The organism is Microbulbifer sediminum (assembly GCF_021729035.1).
GTDB lineage: Bacteria > Pseudomonadota > Gammaproteobacteria > Pseudomonadales > Cellvibrionaceae > Microbulbifer > Microbulbifer sediminum.
The window spans coordinates 93,234-112,855 of the sequence record NZ_JAJSAP010000008.1; the positions used below are offsets into that span (position 1 = coordinate 93,234).

18 protein-coding genes are annotated in these 19,622 nt (G+C 60.9%); 13 read left to right on the forward strand and 5 right to left on the reverse strand.

What is annotated here, in order from left to right:
* Positions 1-105: 105 nt before the first annotated feature.
* On the reverse strand, positions 106-1,014 hold the full coding sequence (locus tag LVD11_RS14185; protein WP_237060098.1) for a DegV family protein: 909 nt from the start codon (positions 1,012-1,014) through the stop codon (positions 106-108).
* A 233-nt stretch (positions 1,015-1,247) separates the two neighbouring features.
* Positions 1,248-2,687, reverse strand: coding sequence for a sugar porter family MFS transporter (locus LVD11_RS14190; protein WP_237060099.1), 1,440 nt, complete (start codon positions 2,685-2,687; stop codon positions 1,248-1,250).
* Positions 2,688-2,985: 298 nt separating this feature from the next.
* Here LVD11_RS14190 and LVD11_RS14195 point away from each other — a divergent pair, with 298 nt between their 5' ends.
* The 13 genes from LVD11_RS14195 to rpoS all read left to right on the forward strand — a co-directional run bounded on the left by LVD11_RS14195 (position 2,986) and on the right by rpoS (position 15,866).
* Positions 2,986-3,726, forward strand: coding sequence for a type 1 glutamine amidotransferase domain-containing protein (locus tag LVD11_RS14195; protein WP_237060100.1), 741 nt, complete (start codon positions 2,986-2,988; stop codon positions 3,724-3,726).
* 164 nt (positions 3,727-3,890) lie between these two features.
* Positions 3,891-5,198 carry a tRNA lysidine(34) synthetase TilS gene (gene tilS, locus LVD11_RS14200; protein WP_237060101.1) on the forward strand — a complete coding sequence of 436 codons (1,308 nt, stop codon included), beginning with the start codon at positions 3,891-3,893 and terminating at the stop codon, positions 5,196-5,198.
* Between the two features lie 125 nt (positions 5,199-5,323).
* Positions 5,324-6,961: a CTP synthase gene (gene pyrG, locus LVD11_RS14205; RefSeq protein WP_237060103.1), complete on the forward strand. Its 1,638-nt coding sequence runs from the start codon at positions 5,324-5,326 to the stop codon at positions 6,959-6,961.
* Positions 6,962-7,052: 91 nt separating this feature from the next.
* Positions 7,053-7,898, forward strand: a complete 846-nt coding sequence (gene kdsA, locus LVD11_RS14210) for a 3-deoxy-8-phosphooctulonate synthase (protein WP_237060105.1) — start codon at positions 7,053-7,055, stop codon at positions 7,896-7,898.
* 84 nt (positions 7,899-7,982) lie between these two features.
* Positions 7,983-9,269: a phosphopyruvate hydratase gene (eno, locus tag LVD11_RS14215; protein WP_237060107.1), complete on the forward strand. Its 1,287-nt coding sequence runs from the start codon at positions 7,983-7,985 to the stop codon at positions 9,267-9,269.
* 64 nt (positions 9,270-9,333) lie between these two features.
* Positions 9,334-9,624 carry a septum formation initiator family protein gene (locus LVD11_RS14220; protein ID WP_237060194.1) on the forward strand — a complete coding sequence of 97 codons (291 nt, stop codon included), beginning with the start codon at positions 9,334-9,336 and terminating at the stop codon, positions 9,622-9,624.
* On the forward strand, positions 9,621-10,340 hold the full coding sequence (gene ispD / locus LVD11_RS14225) for a 2-C-methyl-D-erythritol 4-phosphate cytidylyltransferase (protein ID WP_237060109.1): 720 nt from the start codon (positions 9,621-9,623) through the stop codon (positions 10,338-10,340). The genes LVD11_RS14220 and ispD overlap by 4 nt, the downstream gene beginning before the upstream one ends.
* 58 nt (positions 10,341-10,398) lie before the next feature.
* Positions 10,399-10,878, forward strand: a complete 480-nt coding sequence (gene ispF / locus LVD11_RS14230) for a 2-C-methyl-D-erythritol 2,4-cyclodiphosphate synthase (RefSeq protein WP_237060196.1) — start codon at positions 10,399-10,401, stop codon at positions 10,876-10,878.
* On the forward strand, positions 10,871-11,839 hold the full coding sequence (gene truD, locus LVD11_RS14235; RefSeq protein ID WP_237060111.1) for a tRNA pseudouridine(13) synthase TruD: 969 nt from the start codon (positions 10,871-10,873) through the stop codon (positions 11,837-11,839). The genes ispF and truD overlap by 8 nt, the downstream gene beginning before the upstream one ends.
* An 81-nt stretch (positions 11,840-11,920) precedes the next feature.
* Entirely contained in the window at positions 11,921-12,592 is a 672-nt protein-coding gene (locus tag LVD11_RS14240) for a protein-L-isoaspartate(D-aspartate) O-methyltransferase (protein WP_237060113.1), read from the forward strand.
* Positions 12,592-13,539, forward strand: a complete 948-nt coding sequence (locus LVD11_RS14245; RefSeq protein ID WP_237060114.1) for a DUF368 domain-containing protein — start codon at positions 12,592-12,594, stop codon at positions 13,537-13,539. The genes LVD11_RS14240 and LVD11_RS14245 overlap by 1 nt, the downstream gene beginning before the upstream one ends.
* 143 nt (positions 13,540-13,682) lie before the next feature.
* Positions 13,683-14,564, forward strand: coding sequence for a peptidoglycan DD-metalloendopeptidase family protein (locus LVD11_RS14250; protein WP_369413323.1), 882 nt, complete (start codon positions 13,683-13,685; stop codon positions 14,562-14,564).
* 378 nt (positions 14,565-14,942) lie between these two features.
* Entirely contained in the window at positions 14,943-15,866 is a 924-nt protein-coding gene (gene rpoS / locus LVD11_RS14255) for an RNA polymerase sigma factor RpoS (protein ID WP_369413324.1), read from the forward strand.
* A 102-nt stretch (positions 15,867-15,968) separates the two neighbouring features.
* On the opposite strand, the gene LVD11_RS14260 is transcribed toward rpoS, so the two are convergent.
* From LVD11_RS14260 to LVD11_RS14270, 3 genes are all read right to left on the reverse strand, one after another.
* The gene (locus LVD11_RS14260; RefSeq protein WP_237060116.1) at positions 15,969-16,295 is read right to left on the reverse strand and encodes a YdbL family probable chaperone protein; all 327 of its coding nucleotides are present in this window, start codon (positions 16,293-16,295) and stop codon (positions 15,969-15,971) included.
* A 10-nt stretch (positions 16,296-16,305) separates the two neighbouring features.
* The gene (locus LVD11_RS14265) at positions 16,306-16,500 is read right to left on the reverse strand and encodes a YnbE family lipoprotein (RefSeq protein ID WP_237060117.1); all 195 of its coding nucleotides are present in this window, start codon (positions 16,498-16,500) and stop codon (positions 16,306-16,308) included.
* 83 nt (positions 16,501-16,583) lie between these two features.
* Positions 16,584-19,610, reverse strand: coding sequence for an intermembrane phospholipid transport YdbH family protein (locus LVD11_RS14270; protein ID WP_439651293.1), 3,027 nt, complete (start codon positions 19,608-19,610; stop codon positions 16,584-16,586).
* Between the last annotated feature and the right edge of the window lie 12 nt (positions 19,611-19,622).

The following is a 19,622-nucleotide window of genomic DNA, read 5'->3' on the forward strand; positions in this document are numbered from 1 at the left end:
GCGGTCAGAAGCGGGCCTGTCATATAAAAAAGCCACGGCAAGTAACCTTGCCGTGGCTTTTTTTGTGCTCGCGCTCGCGGCCAGGGAATCCCCTGGTGAGGCGGTTCAGGGCGTTTCGGAGGCCAGCGCCAGGGACACCGTGCCCGGTCCCAGGTTAATCCCGCCGGAAAGGCTCATCACGGATTGATGGATTTTCACCTGGTGTTCCTCGGCGACTGACTTCAGCAGCTGGTAGCCCGGGACCTTCTCCAGGTCTGAGAGCTTGCCGGCGATACTTACCATCACGATAGGCATCAGTAGTTCACCTGCGCGGATTTTATCGACGGCAAGCCTGAACAGAGCCTCGGTACAGCGGTCGTACCCACGCAGGGTATCGGTGACGGTACTGCCTTCGTGGTGCATCGACAGGATAGGGTTCAGTTTCAGCAGGCGCGCGGCCATCGCCTTCAGCCAGCTGATGCTGTTCTCGTTCTTGCTGCGCGCGCGCTTGCGCACGTAATAGACATCGCGGATCGCGGCGTAGCCGTGCACCTTGCGGCGGAACTCCTCTGCCTTGGTCGCAACCTGGGCGCCGTCCAGGCCGCGACGGATCAGCGACAGCGTGTACAGGGCCAGCAGCCCCTGGCCGGAGAACAGCGAATGGGTATCAACCGTGTGAACCCGTACCGATCCATCCGCACCGCGGGTGGTGAGATTCTCGGCGGCGGCCACGGCGTTGGCATAGGTTGGGCTGTTGGCTGCGTTGATCGTCTGCACGACGATGTCGTTGTGGCCTTTCTTGATCGCCGCCTGGAGCATGCTTTCAATTTCCGCCATGGGAGCGGGCCCGGTGACAATCTGGTGGGAGCGATCCACCAGGGACAGGGTATAGAAGTGAGCCATCTGCGCGGGGTTGCGCTGGTCACCGAAAACATCCTTACCCACACTCACAGTATGCGGGAGGACCGGGATGGAAAATTTGCGTAGAAACTCATCCGGAAGGTCGCATCCGGAATCCACAACGAGCTGGACCATGTGTAACTCTTGTTTGAATTTTCTGTGAAAATTGTGGTGATTGTGCGTTGGCGGAATTTATCATCTGCCGCGGGGCAAGCCCAGCAGATCAGTACTGTTGTACTTTTCGAACAATAGAGTCGGAAGATTTGGCCCTGTGTTGCCGATTGGGTGGTTTAGGTGGGAAAAAGTTTTGCCGGCCGGCATCAATGGCAGGGAGGGAGCGGGCGGCATCCGATGCCGCCCGTGGTAAATCAGCCAGGCATCTGTTCCAGCTCGAGGCCGGCAGTCTCGTTAATCCAGCGGGCCACAAACAGCACGGACAGGGCCGCGCAAAGCATATACAGGGAGTAGGTCCCGGCCAACCCGACCAGGGCCAGCAGGGCAGGGAAGCTCAGGGTGATGGCAAAGTTTGAACCCCACTGGGCCAGTCCCGCCACTGCGAGGCCGGAGCCGCGCACCTGGTTGGGAAACATTTCCCCGAGCATCACCCACATCACCGGGCCCCAGGAAAAGTTAAAGAAGAATACATAGGCATTGGCGGCAATCAGGGCGACGATGCCCATCTGGTCGGAGAGTATCAGCTTGCCGCTCCCATCCAGGCTGGCAGTGCTGAATGCGGCGACCATCATGGCGAGGGTGACAGCCATGCCCACTGAGCCGAAGAACAGCAGTGGTTTGCGGCCGATGCGGTCAATTAGCCCCAGCGCGATCAGGCAGGCACCAATGCTGACCGCCCCGGAAATGACGTTGATCAGCAGGGCATCAGATTCAGAGAAACCCACTGATTGCCAGAGGACAGCGCCGTAATAGAAGACCACATTGATGCCCACCAACTGCTGGAATACGGCCAAACCGATACCTACCCAGACGATGCCCCGGATCTTGCCGGCGCTATCCAGCAGGTCGGCGAATCTCGGCTTGTGGTCGGCTGCCACGGATGCCTGGACATCGCGCAGCTTCGCATCCGCCGCCCCGGCGCCTGGATACAGGCGCTGGAGCTCGGCCCGGGCGCGATTGTCCTGCCGTGAAATTACCAGGTAACGGGGGCTTTCGGGGATCCATAGCAGGGCCAGGAAAAATACTGCGGCGGGCAATATTTCCACCCAGAACATCCAGCGCCAGGCTTCGTAGCCGTACCACCATTCGGTCATCGCCGACCCGGCCACCTGCGCCAGCAGGTAGTTGCTGACAAACGCGGTGAACAGGCCCGAGATGATCGCCACCTGCTGGATCGTGGACAACCTGCCACGCCACGCGGCTGGTGCAACCTCGCTGATATAGGCCGGTGACAGCACACTGGCCGCGCCTACGGCGAGGCCACCGATAACCCGGAATACCACGAATTCAAGCGAAGAGGATGCGATACCCGAGCCCCAGGCGCTCAGCAGGAAAAAGACCGCGGCCAGAAGCAGCAGCCGCTTGCGGCCCCAGATATCTGCCATCCGGCCAGCACCGAAGGCGCCGACGGCGCAACCCAGCAGCATGGAAGAAACATTGAACCCGGTACCGGCGCTGTTGGAATTGAAGGCCTGCTGGAGACCCTCGACAGTGCCGTTGATCACGCCGCTGTCAAAACCGAACAGGAAGCCACCAATGGTGGCCACACTGCAGATCAGCAGGATAAAGGCGAGGGGTGGGGAATCCTGGATTCCGGCGTGCCCCTGTTTTACTTGACTCTCAATCGCTTCCATCAACCGGCTCCCGTAACTTTATTCTGTTTTGCAAATAATTGTCGGTTGGGCGGGATTGTAGCGGTACTGACCCGCCAGTTATTGTAAAGAGTTGCTATTTCGGGCCGGCCTGGCTCGCTGTGGACCCGGCTGGGCGCATCCTTTGGTGTTGCAGGGATGGGTGTCGGACAGGCGGAGTTATCGCCACACAGCTGTAATAGAAAAAATGGATAAGCCAGATCCGGGTTTTCGATTTTATCGATGGCCAGATGCCGGTTACGCTTGGGTCCATGACAGGCACTTGAATTGAGGATACCCGATGAAAGCACTGATAAATCTGGTGGCATTGGTCCTGCTGGGAATCTCAACTTCCGGCGCCATGGCCGAAGAGCGAGTCCTGATGGTGCTGACGAGCCACGACCGGATGGGGGACACTGGTAAAGAAACCGGATTCTGGATGGCGGAGCTGACACATCCCTACTTCGCCCTGGCCGACGCGGGGATTGGGGTGGATATCGCGAGTATCGCTGGTGGTGAAGCTCCCATCGATCCCCGTAGCCTGGAGAAAGAAGATGCGGACAACAGCCGGTTCCTGGCCTCGGGGGAAACCCGGCAACAAATCCAGGATACGCCGGCACTGGCATCGGTAGATCCCTCTTCCTACGCTGCGGTCATCTTTGTCGGCGGCCATGGAACCATGTGGGACTTTCCGCGCAATGAAGCCGTCAACCGGGTGGCAGCGGCAATCTATGACCGCGGTGGCGTGGTGGCGGCAGTGTGCCACGGCCCGGCAGCCCTCCTGGGTATTACGCTGGAGGATGGCAGCAGCCTGATCGAGGGGCGCAAGGTGACGGGATTTACCAACAGCGAGGAGCGGGCAGTCGGCCTGGCCGGCACGGTACCTTTTATGCTGGAAGACGCTCTGGAGTCGGCGGGGGCGCAGTTCAGCAGCGCTGCGGACTGGCAATCCCATGTGGTCGTTGATGGCCGGCTGATCACGGGGCAGAACCCGGCTTCCGCCGGTGCCCTTGGCACCCGGGTGGCGGAGGCCATCCGCTAACCGGCTGGCCGCGGCATACCCCCACTGGAGTGTCGTGGGGATTGTTGAAGACATTGTTGTAGACTGAGCGCAACAGGGCGCCGGGCGAGAGTCGCCGGCGCCTTTTTCATTTTTCAGTGTGTGGCAGGTGCGGATTGGGCCGGTAGTATCCGGCGTGGGGAGATATGCACGATCAAGTCGGGAATATACAGCGACGGCTGGCAGCGGCGCTGGCGGCGCATCCCTGCAACGGGCGCCGCTGGGTCGCCCTGAGTGGCGGGCTCGATTCCTGTGTCTTGCTGCATCTGCTCAGTGCACTGGGCGTGCCCTGTAGCGCAATCCACGTGAACCACCAGTTATCACGGAACTCCGCGGATTGGGAGGCGCACTGCCAGGAGTTGGCCATATCCCTCGATATTCCCTTTGTCGCTGAGCGTGTAACGGTCAGCGACAGTGGCCGGGGGCTGGAAGAGGCCGCGCGACGTGCCCGTTACGCCGCCTTTGCCGGCGTCCTGCAGGACGGGGACCAGCTGCTGACCGCGCACCATGGCGATGACCAGGCGGAAACCTTCCTGTTGCGCCTGCTGCGCGGCGCCGGTGTGCAGGGCCTGGCCGGCATGGCGGCCGATCGGCCGCTGGGGCGGGGACGGCTGGTGCGACTGCTGCTGGGTATCGGGCGCCCGGAGCTGGAGCGGTATGCCAGGGAGGCCGGTCTCGCCTGGGTGGAGGACGAGAGCAATGAGGATACGCGTTTTGATCGCAACTACCTGCGCCGGGAAGTGATGCCCGGGCTGCGGGCGCGCTGGCCCCTCCGCGAGCGGGTGGGGCGTGCGGCTGCCAACCTGGGGGAGGCTGCGGAGCTACTGCAGGAGGTTGCTCTGGAAGACCTGCGGGCCTGTGGCTTGCGCAGCGAGCGCTGCGGGGAGAGTATCGGCCTGGAAGCCCTGGATACCCTGAGTCTGGCACGGCGCAAGAACCTGCTGCGGTACTGGGTGTACCAGCATGCATGGGAGGCGCCCACCGCGGTGCAGCTGGATGAACTCCTGCGCCAGGTGGGAGAGGCGCGCGGCGATCGCCAGCCGGCGGTCGAGCTCTGTGCCCTGTCCGCCCGGCGTTACCGGGAGCGCCTCTACTTGCTGCCGCCCCTGGAGCCCGCCGATCCGGACCTGGAGCTGGCCTGGTCCGGGACGGAGGCCCTTCGTATCCCGGGTGCCGGGATGCTGCTCCCCCCGGCTGGATGGCCCAGGGGGAATTACCGGGTGCGCTTTCGCCATGGTGGTGAGCGGGCCAGGCCGGTGGGGCGGCCGCATTCCCAGGTGCTCAAGAAGCTACTGCAGGAGTACGGGCTGGAGCCCTGGCTGCGCGAGCGGGTTCCACTAATCTTTGAGGGGGAGCGAATGCTGGCCGTTGGCGACCTGTTCCTGTGCCGCGTTGCCGGGAGTGAGTCGTTGCCGGAGGTCCCCCGCTGGCAACCGGAGACGTTTTCTGATTGAGCAGAATCCTGCATTCTGGTAGTCTGGCGTCCCATCTCGAGGCAGAGGAATGGCGCCACCCGGTGCGGCCTCTGCCAGCCCCGCAACCCGATTCCATCGGGCACTCAGATTGACCAAGGTTTTGCATGACGCGCTATATATTTGTTACCGGTGGCGTGGTTTCCTCGTTGGGGAAAGGTATCGCCTCCGCCTCCCTGGCCGCTATTCTTGAAGCGCGCGGCCTCAAGGTAACCATCCTCAAGCTTGACCCCTATATCAACGTTGACCCGGGCACCATGAGCCCCTTCCAGCACGGCGAGGTCTATGTGACCGAAGATGGCGCCGAGACGGACCTGGACCTGGGGCACTATGAGCGGTTCATCCGCACGCGCATGTCCAAGCGCAACAACTTCACCACCGGCCGGGTCTACGAAACCGTGCTGCGCAAGGAGCGCCGCGGTGACTACCTGGGCGGTACCGTGCAGGTGATCCCGCACATTACTGACGAGATCAAGCGCCGGGTACTGGAAGGCGGCCGCGACATGGACGTGGCCATCGTCGAAATCGGCGGCACTGTGGGAGATATCGAATCCCAGCCGTTCCTGGAGTCAGTACGCCAGCTGCGCGTGGAGCTGGGACTCAACCGCGCCCTGTTGATCCACCTGAGCTACGTGCCGTTTATCGCCACTGCCGGTGAGACCAAGACCAAGCCGACCCAGCACTCCGTGAAGGAGCTGCGCTCTATCGGCCTACAGCCGGATATTCTGCTTTGCCGCTCCGAGCGTGAGATCGACGAGGATTCGCGGCGCAAGATTGCGCTGTTCACCAATGTCGAGGAGCGGGCGGTGGTGCCGCTGCCGGATGCCAAGACCATCTATAGCGTGCCGCGCCTGCTGCATACCTATGGCCTCGACGATATCGTGGTGGAAAAGCTGCAGCTGGAGTGCGAAGCGCCTGACCTGTCCGAGTGGGACGGGGTTGTGGATGGCAAGCTGAATCCCGACCACGAAGTGAAAATTGCCATGGTCGGTAAGTACATGGAGCTGCTGGATGCCTACAAGTCGCTGATCGAGTCGCTGACCCATGCCGGTATCAAGCATCGCTGCAAGGTCGATATTGATTTCGTCAACGCCGAGGATGTGGAGGCCGAGGGCGGGCTGGACCTGATCAAGGACGCCGACGCCATCCTGGTGCCTGGCGGGTTCGGCGAGCGCGGCCTGGAAGGCAAGCTCGAGTCTGTGCGTTATGCGCGGGAGAATGGCATTCCTTTCCTGGGTATTTGTCTTGGCCTGCAGTCCGTGGTCATTGAGTACGCCCGCAATGTGCTGGGCCTGAAAGAGGCCAACAGCACCGAGTTTGATGTCAACACCAGTCATCCGGTGATAGGACTGATCACCGAGTGGATTGATAGTGAGGGCAAGGTCGAGAAGCGCGATGAGCAGTCCGACCTGGGGGGCACCATGCGTCTCGGCGGCCAGGAGTGTCGGCTTGCCAAGGACAGCAAGGCCCGTGAGATATATGGTGCGGATGTAATCGTCGAGCGCCATCGCCATCGCTATGAGGTCAACAACAATTACGTTGATCGCCTGCAGAAGGCAGGCCTGAAGATCGGTGGCTGGTCTGCGGATGACACCCTGGTGGAAATGGTCGAGCTACCGGAGCATCCCTGGTTTGTCGCCTGCCAGTTCCACCCGGAATTCACCTCGACGCCGCGCGATGGCCACCCGCTGTTTGAGAGCTTTGTAGCCGCGGCCATGCGCCAGCACGATAAGCAGGACGTATAAAAAACAGGGCCCGCCCGCGGGCCTTTTTGCATGTATACAGCCCATCTGCGTATTTCCCCCTGACGGTAGAGCGCAAGACAAAGGGAAGAAAATGAAAACCATTGAAGTCGGAAAAGTCCGGGTCGCCAACGATAGCCCCTTCACGCTGTTCGGCGGCATGAATGTACTGGAGTCCCGCGACCTGGCCATGCAGGTGGCCGAACACTATGTCAAAGTGACCGAGAAGCTCGGTATTCCCTACGTGTTCAAGGCTTCCTTCGACAAGGCCAACCGATCCTCCATCCATTCCTACCGAGGTCCGGGTATGGAAGAGGGCCTGAAAATCTTCGAGGAAATCAAGAAGACTTTCGGTGTTCCCCTGATCACCGATGTGCACGAGCCAGACCAGGCTGCACCAGTCGCTGAGGTGGTGGATGTAATCCAGCTGCCGGCCTTCCTGGCCCGGCAGACAGACCTGGTGAAGGCGATGGCGGCCACCGGCGCTGTGATCAATGTGAAAAAGCCCCAGTTTATGAGCCCGCCGCAGGTGAAGAACGTGGTGGAAAAGTTCGCCGAGGGTGGTAACGAGAAAATCATCCTGTGCGAGCGCGGTGCCTGCTTCGGTTATGACAACCTGGTGGTGGATATGCTGGGCTTCCGCACCATGATCGATGCTTCCGGCGGTGCGCCACTGATTTTTGACGTCACCCACTCGCTGCAGATGCGCGACCCCTCTGGCGCTGCCTCAGGTGGCCGACGCGCCCAGGTGACCGAGCTGGGACGTGCGGGACTGGCGGTGGGCATCGCCGGCCTGTTCCTCGAGGCACACCCGGATCCGGATAAGGCCCTGTGTGACGGGCCCAGTGCCCTGCCGCTGGAGAAGCTGGAACCTTTCCTGGCCCAGATGAAAGCGGTGGATGACCTGGTGAAGGGCTTCGAGCCGCTGGATACCAAGTAGCGCCGGGATCGAACAAGTCGTGGGGGTTATTGTCCCCGCGGTCGAACACTTTCAATTAAATAACTTTCAACATGGAGTCTGTTAATGAGCAAGATCGTTGCTGTCAAAGCCTTTGAAGTGCTGGATTCCCGTGGTAACCCCACCGTGGAAGCGGACGTTGTCCTGGAGGATGGTTCCATCGGTTCCGCCTGCGCACCCTCCGGTGCATCCACGGGCTCCCGCGAGGCGCTGGAGCTGCGTGATGGGGATAAGGGGCGTTACCTGGGTAAAGGGGTGCTGAAAGCGGTAGAGAATATCAACACCACTATTGCCGACCTGCTCAAGGGTATGGACGCCGCTGACCAGCGTGCGCTGGACAAGGCAATGATCGATGCTGACGGCACCGAGAACAAATCCACGCTGGGCGCCAATGCAATCCTGGCGGTTTCCCTGGCGGCGGCCAAGGCCGCGGCGGCTTCCAAGAATGTGCCGCTTTACCAGCACATTGCGGAAGTGAATGGCACGGCGGGTGAATACACCATGCCGGTGCCGATGATGAATATCCTCAATGGTGGCGAGCATGCTGACAACAATGTGGATATCCAGGAATTCATGATCCAGCCGGTAAAGGCCAAGAGCTTTGCCGAAGCCCTGCGCCAGGGTGCCGAGATCTTCCATTCCCTCAAGAAGGTACTGTCGGCCCAGGGCCTCAACACTGCCGTGGGCGATGAGGGTGGTTTTGCTCCCAACCTGCCGTCCAATGAAGCTGCACTGAAAGTAATCGCCGAGGCGGTAGAGAAGGCTGGCTACAAGCTGGGCGACGACATTACCCTGGCTTTGGACTGCGCCTCATCCGAATTCTATAAGGACGGCAAATACGACCTGTCCGGTGAGGGCAAGCAGTTCGACAGTGCCGGCTTTGCTGATTACCTGGCAGACCTCTCCGCGAACTATCCGATCCTGTCCATCGAGGATGGCATGGACGAGGGTGACTGGGATGGCTGGAAGATCCTCACCGACAAAATCGGTGACAAGGTCCAGCTGGTGGGCGACGACCTGTTCGTAACCAATACCAAGATCCTGAAAGAGGGTATCGAGAAGGGCGTGGGTAATTCCATCCTGATCAAGTTCAACCAGATCGGTTCCCTGAGCGAGACCCTGGACGCGATCAAGATGGCCAAGGAAGCTGGTTACACGGCGGTGATCTCCCACCGTTCCGGCGAGACCGAGGATACCACCATCGCCGACCTGGCCGTGGCAACTGCTGCGGGCCAGATCAAGACCGGCTCCCTGTGCCGGTCCGACCGCGTGGCGAAGTACAACCGCCTGCTGCGTATCGAGGCAGAACTGGACGGTAAGGCTCCTTATCGCGGCCGCGCGGAGTTCAAGTAAGCGCCTGTCCCCGCGAATGCGGCATCTTGCCGCATTCGCGGGCCGGTAAATGATTGACACCGTTATGAAATGGTTGCTGGCTTTCCTTGTTGTTTCCCTGCTTGTCATGCAGTACCGCCTATGGGTCGGTGAGGGCAGCATGGCGGAAGTATCGCGGCTGCAGCGCCAGCTTGACGAACAGCGTGAAAAAAACGCGGCCCTGTTGCGGGAAAACCGGCAGCTGTTGCGTGAAGTGCGCAGTGTCAAGGAAGGTACCGAAGGGGTCGAGGCGAAGGCACGTTACGACCTTGGCCTGATCAAGGAGGGCGAGACACTGTTTATCTTTCTCGATCCCGAGGAGGGCCAAAACCAGTGATTTCAGGCTACTGGGTAGTGGTTCCCGCCGCAGGGGTGGGCAAGAGGATGGGGGCCGATCGTCCCAAGCAATACCTCCCCCTGTTGGGTCGCCCACTCCTTTCCCTCACTCTGCGCAATATCCTGACCTGGCCGGGGCTGGCCGGTGTCGTGGTGGCAGTATCCGATGATGATCCCTACTACCAGCATATTCCAGAATCCTCGGACAACCGGGTGCACCGGGCGACCGGTGGCCCAGAGCGTGCCCATTCCGTGCTGGAGGCCCTCAACTTCCTTGCCGGCCGGGTGGCGCCTGAAACCCAGGTGCTGGTACACGATGCAGCCCGGCCCTGTATCTCGCTCGATGACATCCACGCGCTGCTCGATGACGACAGCGAGCCAATGGCATTACTGGCACAGCGGTCCAGCGACACGCTGAAGCTGGGCAAAGCGGAAGGGGGTTGCGAACGGGTGGCCGAGACCCTTGATCGAGCACACATCTGGCAGGCGCAGACTCCCCAGCGGGCACCGCTCGGGGAACTACACCGCTGCCTGCGCAGGGGCCTGGAGCGGGGCGAGGGCATTACCGATGAAGCCAGTGCACTGGAGCTGGAGGGCCATCGCCCGCTGCTGGTGGAGGGCCGCAGGGACAACATCAAAGTGACCCTGCCTGCGGACATCCCGCTGGCCGAGGCTGTCCTGAGGCTGCGCTACGCGGCGACGGAACCCAGGCGTTGAACAACTGCTGAAGCGACGGGCGACGGGTAAGTAACAGAGAGAAGAATCGCAAGTGAGTATTCGAATTGGCCAGGGCTTTGACGTGCATGCCTTCGGAGAGGGAGACCATGTCATTCTTGGCGGTGTCAGGATTCCCCACAGCCGCGGGCTCGAAGCCCACAGCGATGGAGACGTATTGCTCCATGCGCTGGCCGATGCCCTCCTGGGCGCGCTGGCCCTCGGTGATATTGGCCATCATTTCCCCGATACGGACAGCCGCTTTGCGGGTGCGGATAGTCGCGGCCTGTTGCGCCACGTGGTCGGGGAGATACAGCGACGCGGTTACCGACTGGGCAACGCCGACTGCACCCTGATTGCTCAGAAGCCAAAAATGGCACCCCATATCGGTGAGATGCGGGCCAATATTGCCGCTGACTGCGCTGTCGCTCCCGCTGATGTGAGTGTCAAGGCGACCACCAGTGAGCGCCTCGGGTTTACCGGCCGGGGTGAGGGCATCGCGGCCATGGCGTCGGTGCTGCTGGAGCGCGTGGATGACTGAGCAATGGGACCTGGACTGGCCGCGTACACTGGGCGGCCCGGCGATCAGCGCCCTGTTCCGGCGCGAGCCGGAGGATTTTGTGGTAGAGGAGCTGGCTGCTCCCACACTCGCCGAGTCGGGTGAGCATGTCTACCTGCAGGTTCGCAAGCGCGGCGCCAACACCGGCTGGGTGGCGCAACAGCTTGCCCGGGTGGCTGGCGTGGCACCGCGGGACGTGAGTTATTACGGTCTCAAGGATCGCCATGCGGTCACCACACAATGGTTCAGCGTCTGGCTGGCACAAAAGCCCGAACCCGACTGGGGCGCCGTGGTCAATGAGGAGATAGAACTGCTCCAGCATGGGCGCGGCCCGCGCAAGTTGCGTCGCGGGGAGCATGCCGGCAACCGCTTCCGGATCCGGCTGCGTGATGTGCACGGTGATCGGGATAAGGCCGACACACTGATCGACCGCCTCTCTGGCGGGGTGCCGAATTATTTCGGCGAGCAGCGCTTCGGGCGCGCTGGTGGCAACCTGTCGCTGGCGCGGCGGCTGGCAGAAGAGGGAGGGCGCAGCCGTAAGAGCGAGCGTACTTTCGCCATGTCAGCAGCCCGCAGCTGGCTGTTCAACCAGGTCCTGGCGCGGCGGGTGCTGGACGGCAACTGGCAGCGGTTACTGGACGGGGAGCCCGACACCATGCCCACCGGTCCCTTGTGGGGGCGAGGCAGGAACCCGGCCGGCGCGGCGCTGGCCGAACTCGAGGCGCACGCGATTGAGCCGTGGCAGCCCTGGTGCGACTGGCTGGAGCACTGTGGTCTCAAACAGGAGCGGCGGCCCCTGGTTCTGAAGCCGGAGGCGCTGGAGAGTGAATGGCTTGGCGATGACCTGGAGCTGGCCTTCGCCCTTCCTGTCGGTGCTTTTGCCACCGCGGTATTACGGGAACTGGCAGAACTGGCCAACGTTGCGAATGCCGCCATAAAATAGACGACAACTAAGAATCATAACCGGCGACAGAGCCGGCACGCCGACGGGACCAGGGGCCCGTCGCCAGTTGAAAGGGACACTATGGACCGCTTGAAACGCGAAGGGCTGGGGATGACATCCCAGCGCACCCGCAACCGCCTGATACAGCGTCTGCGGGAAGGGGGAATCCAGAACGAGGAAGTGCTCGAGGTAATGGCATCCACCCCCCGTCACCTGTTTCTCGATGAAGCCCTTGCCATCCGGGCTTACGAGGATACCTCGCTCCCGATCGGGTATGGCCAGACGATTTCCCAGCCCTATATTGTCGCGCGGATGACTGAGTTGCTGCTGAGCCGCGCCAAATCCCTGCACCGGGTGCTGGAGGTCGGCACCGGCTCCGGGTACCAGACGGCAATCCTTGCGCGGCTGGTTGAGCACCTGTGCTCGGTGGAGCGCATTGCCCCGCTGCTGGGGCAGGCACGAAGCCGGTTGCGGGAGCTGGGTATATACAATGTGGAGACAAAGGTCAGTAGTGAGGGATTCGGCTGGCCCGAGAAGGGGCCCTTCGATGCAATCCTTACCGCTGCGGCGCCGTCCAGCATCCCGATGGAATTGAAGGAGCAGCTCGCGCCTGAGGGGGTCCTGGTGATTCCGGTAGGTACCGAGCGCCAGTTCCTGACCCTGGTGACGCGGCGGGAGGACAGCGACCGCTTTGAAGTCGAGCGGCTGGAACCGGTCCGATTCGTGCCGCTGCTGTCGGGGGTGATTCGTTGATGGACGGCCTGGCCTCCCTGAAAAGCCGCTATTGGGGCATTGTGCTGCGGGGCATGGCAATGGGCGCCGCAGATGTGGTTCCCGGCGTTTCCGGTGGCACCATTGCCTTTATCACCGGGATCTACCGTGAGTTACTCGACAGCCTGAGCCAGATCGGCCCGCATTGCGTGACTTTACTCAGGCGCCATGGCCCCTTGGTGGCATGGCAGTACATCAATGGCAATTTCCTCCTGGCGCTGTTCTGCGGGATACTGGTGAGTGTGTTCAGCCTTGCGGGCCTGATCAGTTTCCTGCTGGATAATTACCCAATAGTGGTCTGGTCTTTCTTTTTCGGCCTGATCCTGGCGTCCACCGTGCCTATCCTCCGCCAGGTCCCCCGCTGGGGCTGGTCGGTGTTCGCCTGCCTGGTGCTGGGTGTACTGCTTGCGGTGGGTGTCAGTGAGGTCCGCCCGGGACAGGTGACCGCAACGCCGGTAACCCTGTTCCTGTCCGGAGCCCTGGCGATCTGCGCCATGATACTGCCCGGGATTTCGGGCTCTTTTATTCTTTTGTTGATCGGTATCTACCCGCGGGTGCTGGAGGCGGTGCACGAACTGCAGGTTGCCAACCTTCTCTGTTTTGCAGGCGGGGCGGTTACCGGGCTTATGCTGTTCAGCCGGCTGTTATCCTGGCTGATGCACCATTTTCCGGCCCGGACCCTGGCATTCCTCGCCGGTGTGCTGCTCGGCAGCCTTAAAATCGTCTGGCCCTGGAAGCTACCGGAAGAATCGTTAGTGGCGGGGGACAAGTTGACCCCGCTGTTGTCCAACGCGCTGCCGTGGCGATTTGCCGGGGAAACCGGGGCCGAGCCGTTCATCCTGCAGGCGACAGCGGCCGCGTTGCTGGCGGTGGTGCTGGTCCTTGCCGTAGATCACCTGGGCAGGGCAGTAAGCCCCGCGCACAAATAAGGGGCGCGAAAAGCTACTTTCTTTCCCTGTGACCTGTTTTAGGTCGGATGGACAGTGTTTTCTGTGGTTTGGGGGCACAATTTCGGAACATTTTTTTATACACTTTTTCCATAAATGTTCCGGGTTGATGTAAAAAGAGAATAATGGAATGTCACTTGATTCAACATTTTAGGCACTGCCAATGGCGCGACAATGGTTCTGCTTTCAGTCAGAAAGCTCGTCGTGTGTTTAAAATATTAATCTTTGGACTGTTGCCGGTCGCCATTGCCGCGTGCTCCAGTCCCGCGGCGCCCACCAGCTCCCTGGCCCAGCCTCCCAGTATCCGTATAGGTCACCATACAGTCAGCAAAGGGGAGACTCTCTATTCCATCGCCTGGCGGTACGGGCGGGATTATCGTGAGCTCGCAGCGCTGAATGGTATAGGGGCTCCGTACAGTATTTACCCAGGCCAGCGGCTGAGACTATACGGTAAGGCGCCGCGCGTTGAATCACGGCCTGAGCCTGTCGCCAAGTCCCGGCCGGCTTCGAGGCCGGTGGTGAAATCCGTCGCCAGGGCACCGGTAAGAAAACCGGAACAGGCAAGGCCAAAGCCGCCTGTGCGCTCAAAATCCTTGACACCCCGACCGGTTAAGAAACCGACACCAGCGCCCTCGGGCGGCCCCATCCGGTGGCAATGGCCTGCCCGCGGCAAGTTGATCAGCCGCTTTGCTTCCGGGGACCCCCTCCGCAAGGGAGTTGATATTGCCGGGGAAAAGGGGGACTCTGTCCTTGCAGCAGCCGATGGCACTGTGATCTACGCGGGAAGTGCGCTACGAGGCTACGGAAACCTGCTGATCGTCAAGCACAGTGAGGAGTATCTGAGTGCTTATGCCCATAATCACAAGCTTCTTGTGAAGGAGGGCAGCACGGTGAAAGCGGGGCAGAGGATCGCGGAACTGGGTTCAAGTGGTACCAGCCGCAACAAGCTCCACTTCGAGATCCGTCGCAACGGTCAGCCGGTCGACCCCATGACCTACCTGCCATAACCCAGGTGGCCCGAAGGCTCTGCAGATAAAAATGGATTTTTGTTTGTACCACTTGAGGTAGTCACCGGAGTAGTGACGGCTGCAAGGTCGGCATCAAGATAGTCCTTCCTTGTAAGTGTACCCGCGCCCTCCCCAGCGGTCGTCCAGGCCCGGTGGCTGTCGCGCCGAAAGTAACGGGGCTCCTTGGCCCTGCTTGCCCGAGGTGCGGCTGATATTGGCATAGTACAAGGAGTTGGGGAAATGGATGCACAACGGCAACACCAGTCTTCTGTGGCTGGCGAAGCAGATCTTCCTCCAGAGTTGGCAGCAGATCAGTCAAAACAGAAAGTTCAGGCAAAGCCTTCCGGAGAGGCTAAACCGAAAGCCGGGCGCCGGCCCGTGAAAAAAGCGGCAAAAACAACTTCCGAGCCTACACCGCTCAAACCCCGGGTGCGCAGGAGCGATAGCGATACCTACCTGCAGAAGAACCTCGACGCGACCCAGCTTTACCTCAATGAAATCGGCTTTTCCCCCCTGCTGACAGCGGAGGAAGAGGTTTACTACGCGCGTAAGGCCCTGCGCGGTGATGCGGCAGCGCGAAAGCGCATGATCGAGAGTAACCTACGGCTGGTGGTAAAGATTGCGCGTCGTTATGTAAGCCGCGGCCTCGCTTTGCTCGATCTTATTGAGGAGGGCAACCTGGGCCTGATTCGTGCGGTGGAGAAGTTTGACCCGGAGCGCGGTTTCCGTTTTTCCACTTACGCCACATGGTGGATCCGCCAGACAATCGAGCGGGCCATTATGAACCAGACGCGGACTATCCGGTTGCCGATTCATGTGGTCAAGGAGCTGAATGTCTACCTTCGCGCTTCGCGGGAGCTGGCGCAAAAGCTCGACCATGAGCCCTCGGCGGAGGAAATCGCGACGCTGCTGGAGAAGCCCGTTGAGGATGTCGAGCGCATGCTGGGCCTGAATGAGCGGGTAACGTCGGTGGATACCCCGATTGGTCCCTCCTCGGAAAAAACCCTGGTGGACACGATACCGGACCAGCATGAATCTGACCCGGCCGAATTGCTGCAGGACACCGATCTGTTTGACAGCATCAATCGCTGGCTGGAGGAGCTGCCGGACAAGCAGTGCGAGGTGGTTTCCCGCCGCTTTGGGCTGCGTGGCTACGAGGCCAGTACCCTGGAAGAAGTAGGGCGTGAAATTGGCCTGACGCGCGAGCGTGTGCGGCAGATCCAGGTCGATGCACTGAAGCGCCTGCGGGAAGTCATGGAAAAGCAGGGGCTCGACGGTATGTCACTGTTCGGGAATCTCTGAACCGCAGTATCCGCACGGCTGGCAGCACTGTTACCGGATCAAAGGCCCGCATCACGGCAACGGATGCGGGCTTTTTGGTACCGGTTCTTTCGGGGGCCGGTCCTACTTTTGTACCCAGCGACCACGGTTGTCCTGGTAATAGGCGCCGGGTGGGAGGCGCGCCTCCAGTTTCTCTGCGGCGCGAGCGGCCACCTGGGCGACAGAGATGCCGTTGCGTTTGGCAATGGCGGTGTACTCGCGCTTGCGTTTGGCGTTGACCTCAGCGACGAGCTGCTCCAGTTCTGCCGAACTTTGGTCGACTACGGCGATATAGCCGCTGTTGGCCTCACCGACAAGCCCCTGGTTACGGGCGGCATCCAGGGTGATGGCGGCGGCGGGTAGTGCAACTGCGAAAGTCAGGGCCAGCAGGATGTGCTTCACGGTTTTCATCATAGGCTCCTTAGAAAATACCTTCCTTGTCCTCGAACAGATTCTCCAGCTCACGGTCCACCTTGACGCGGATTTCGTGCTCGATCTTTACGTTCAGGTTAACGGTAATCGGTTCGCTGGGTGCCTGCACCGCAACCGTTGGGGTACAGCCGGTTGTCATCAGGGCGGCCGCGAACAGTAAAGGTCGCAGTGGGCGATAGTTCATCTGGCACTCCTTCGATTCAACGCCATTCTATTCTAGGGTACCCAGCTTAACCCAAACTGAATCGGGTTTACCCGGGCAATTGCTCACTGGAGCTGTTTTTCCAGGGCGTCAGCCAGGTCCCGGCTTGCCTGCAGTGAGCGGAGCATGGCGGGGATGTTGTTTTCCAGGTTGAGGTTAATGATCAGGTCGCGGTCCTTGTCCACGGAAGCACTGCGCCCCACCAGCTTGAGTTTCATCTGCATGTCACCACTGGGGGGATACTCGAGGGTGCCACTCAGCGAGCGGTAGTCGTAATCCTCCAGTGCTCCCGCGAGCATTTTGAGTTGCGGATTACTGGCGAGCATTTCCGGCGAGAAGGCACCATAGTAGCGCAGGCGACCACCGGGCGGGCGGGCCTTGACCGTTCCGCTTTCCACCGTGATCCCCCCTGCATCTGTATGCAGGGGGATGGTCATGTCCAGTATACCGCTAGCGGCAAAATTATCGGCCTCCATTTGATTGCTCAGGGCTTCGAGCGAAACGCCGGCCAACGACACTTGGCTACGCCGTTCTTCTCCATTCAGGTTCCAGGTAACTGATTCAGATTTTACGCTCCCGCCGAGCAGCTCTGCGCTGAGCCCGCTCATTACCAGGTCTCCACCCGGGGACAGCGCCAGCTGGAAGCGGGCATTCTCGATAGGAACGCCCACATCGATGCTATCGATTGCGATAGGCTGCGGCTTTAGGGTGTACCACTGTCCATTCTGTCTCGCCAGCGAAATATCACCGGTAATTCCCACCGCAAAAGTCTTGTCATAAATGGCTGCAATGCCTTCCAGTTCGGTATTCAGCATATCTGAGTCTCGCGCCGGCCAGGAAAGGCTGCTGACAGCGTGCAGCCGGCCGGAAACCAGCTCCACCGGTAAACCTGAGACCGCGTTGCTGAGGGGCCTGTCCCGGCTGAATACTGCCCCAGGGATAGAAAATGTCAGGGAGCCTTCATCGGTTGAGAAGTCATGTTGCCATTTGCCATTGGCCTCGAGGTGTCCCAGTTTCACTTTGGAATCGCCATGCAGGGCCTGATTGCGGAAGTCAAACTTGCCCCGGGCCTCGGCAATTACCTGATACTTGTCATTAATTCGGGTACTCCAGTCATCGCTGCTGTAAACGCCGGAAATCCGCAGCTTGTCCTGTTGGCGAGCCAGGTCCAGCTCTTCCAGCTTGATCGATCCCCCACCTTCCAGGTGCCCGGCCTTGAACCATACGAGCGTCGCCAGCAGGTCGCCGGTGCAACGGACAACCTGCTGCGAACCGGCCTTGCAGGAAAGGTCGCCGGATTCAATAGTGGCACTTTCCGCCTCCAGCCCGCCCACCTTCAATGACGCTGTGCTGATGTTAAACTGCTCGCTGTCCAGTCTGCTTTCTCCGGTACCGAATACCAGTTTTCCTCGCAATGCAAGGCGGGTGTCGGCGATGGAAGCACCGGTTTTCCCGTCGACGCCCAACTTCGGTGCCTGTGCTGTGAGTGAGATCCTGCATTGCTTGTCAGAACCTGTTCGGCACTCCAGTGATTCCATCGTAGCTGAAAGTCGTTTTGTGCCCGAGTGGTCCGCCAGTGCCAAGTGGATTGTTTCACTGTCTAGGGTGATCGGGCCGGGCCAGCGGTCCGCACGGAGTCGAACAGGTCCCTCCAGTGTTGCCGATGCCCTTGCCCGCTTGAGAGACAGGGCCTGGAAAAGCTGCCGTATTGCCGTTGGCATTGTGTTTCCTGCAACAATATCTGCACTGGGCTGGCCCCCGGGCTGGAGCTCCACGACCAGGTTCGTGGCGGCACTGTCACCAGTAAACTGGTCGACAGGCGGCAGGGAGGCAGCGGCGTTGAACAGCACTTCGCCCTTGGCGCTGCGGATGCCGGCCGCCCGTAGTCTGCCAAGGAAATTGTCGGGGCTGGATTCGAGGACAGAGACGGTCGCTGCCAGGTCGAGCGAGCCATTGGCTGAGACACGGGAGACACCGGCTTCGCCATGGGCCTGGACCGCGGCAGTGAGGAGATGCGTGCCGGGGGTGCCGATCGCTGCCAGCCGCAGGTGCGCAGCCCCCATGGCCCGGGGAACTTGCAGGGGTTTGAGGCTGGCCAGGTCCAGTCGAAGCGGTTTATCGGTGGTCAGGACCATTCTCATTGGTAGCGGCGGCTCCAGCGCGGTGAGATTGACCGCTGCTTCCCGACCGTCAATCCTGATGGTTGCTGGCCCGTAGCGTTCCAGGCTTAACAGGTTGTCGGGGATATTGCCGTTCAGCGCTACCTGCAGTGTCCCGCTGGGGTGACCAGTGGTTACAGAGTGATACAAGGGCCCCAGAATCTCCCCGATATGGGCCCCCACTGGCAACCTTGGGAGGGCTTGGCCAAGGTGTTCCAGGTTGAGTGACAGGGCAAGTTCACTGGCCCAGGAATTCGGCGGTGTACCTGGTGCGCCAGGGCTTGTGTCCGGTACTAAAGTCCCGCTGATTTCCATGGCCGGGGAGGATGGTGACTCTCCCAGTGCGGCCTCTATCCCCAGTGGCGCGTTCCCGAGTGTCGCGGGATCCTGCGTGTCCATGATCAGCAGTCCCGCCACTCCTGCACCGGAGATCCGGAACCTGATCTGACGCCCGCTTCCAGGGCGGTCCAGCTGTACCTGGAGTGGATGATCCGGGGCCCCGGCGGGGACCAGGTGGCGGACGTCCAGGCGAAGTGGCAATGCCCGCCGGACTATCGCCAGGAGGTCACTTAGGTGGACCCTTTTTACGGCTGGGCGAGCGGCAGAAGAGGGCGGGGTGCTGCCCAGGCGCAGGGTTTCGACGGTTATTTCGCTCCGCGTCGCCGCACGTCCGAGCGCCAGGCTTAAAGGGTTCAAAATTGTGATGCCCGTCAACTGGACTGGTGTACCGCTGGACAGGACCAGCGACACGTAACGGATGTCCAGTCCACCGGGGGTTAGTTGCAGGCCCTCGATGCGCGTGACCTCGGCTTCTCCGGCAAGGTGGTTGGCTAGCCCGGTTGCCAGGCGGTCCCGCTCGAGCCATGCCCACCCCAGTATGACTGCCAGAAGGCAGCAGATCACAAGCAGAAATGTCAGGCGCGACCTGGTCACATTCGGCCCCTG

What these genes read in the sequence shown, in the direction of transcription:
- LVD11_RS14190 (WP_237060099.1), bottom strand. Translation starts at nt 2,687, where the DNA reads ATGGAAGCGATTGAGAGTCAAGTAAAACAGGGGCACGCCGGAATCCAG.
- eno (WP_237060107.1), top strand. Translation starts at nt 7,983, where the DNA reads ATGAGCAAGATCGTTGCTGTCAAAGCCTTTGAAGTGCTGGATTCCCGT.
- LVD11_RS14195 (WP_237060100.1), top strand. Translation starts at nt 2,986, where the DNA reads ATGAAAGCACTGATAAATCTGGTGGCATTGGTCCTGCTGGGAATCTCA.
- LVD11_RS14185 (WP_237060098.1), bottom strand. Translation starts at nt 1,014, where the DNA reads ATGGTCCAGCTCGTTGTGGATTCCGGATGCGACCTTCCGGATGAGTTT.
- LVD11_RS14250 (WP_369413323.1), top strand. Translation starts at nt 13,683, where the DNA reads ATGGAATGTCACTTGATTCAACATTTTAGGCACTGCCAATGGCGCGAC.
- LVD11_RS14265 (WP_237060117.1), bottom strand. Translation starts at nt 16,500, where the DNA reads ATGAACTATCGCCCACTGCGACCTTTACTGTTCGCGGCCGCCCTGATG.
- kdsA (WP_237060105.1), top strand. Translation starts at nt 7,053, where the DNA reads ATGAAAACCATTGAAGTCGGAAAAGTCCGGGTCGCCAACGATAGCCCC.
- LVD11_RS14220 (WP_237060194.1), top strand. Translation starts at nt 9,334, where the DNA reads ATGAAATGGTTGCTGGCTTTCCTTGTTGTTTCCCTGCTTGTCATGCAG.
- truD (WP_237060111.1), top strand. Translation starts at nt 10,871, where the DNA reads ATGACTGAGCAATGGGACCTGGACTGGCCGCGTACACTGGGCGGCCCG.
- LVD11_RS14240 (WP_237060113.1), top strand. Translation starts at nt 11,921, where the DNA reads ATGGACCGCTTGAAACGCGAAGGGCTGGGGATGACATCCCAGCGCACC.
- LVD11_RS14245 (WP_237060114.1), top strand. Translation starts at nt 12,592, where the DNA reads ATGGACGGCCTGGCCTCCCTGAAAAGCCGCTATTGGGGCATTGTGCTG.
- pyrG (WP_237060103.1), top strand. Translation starts at nt 5,324, where the DNA reads ATGACGCGCTATATATTTGTTACCGGTGGCGTGGTTTCCTCGTTGGGG.
- LVD11_RS14260 (WP_237060116.1), bottom strand. Translation starts at nt 16,295, where the DNA reads ATGAAAACCGTGAAGCACATCCTGCTGGCCCTGACTTTCGCAGTTGCA.
- tilS (WP_237060101.1), top strand. Translation starts at nt 3,891, where the DNA reads ATGCACGATCAAGTCGGGAATATACAGCGACGGCTGGCAGCGGCGCTG.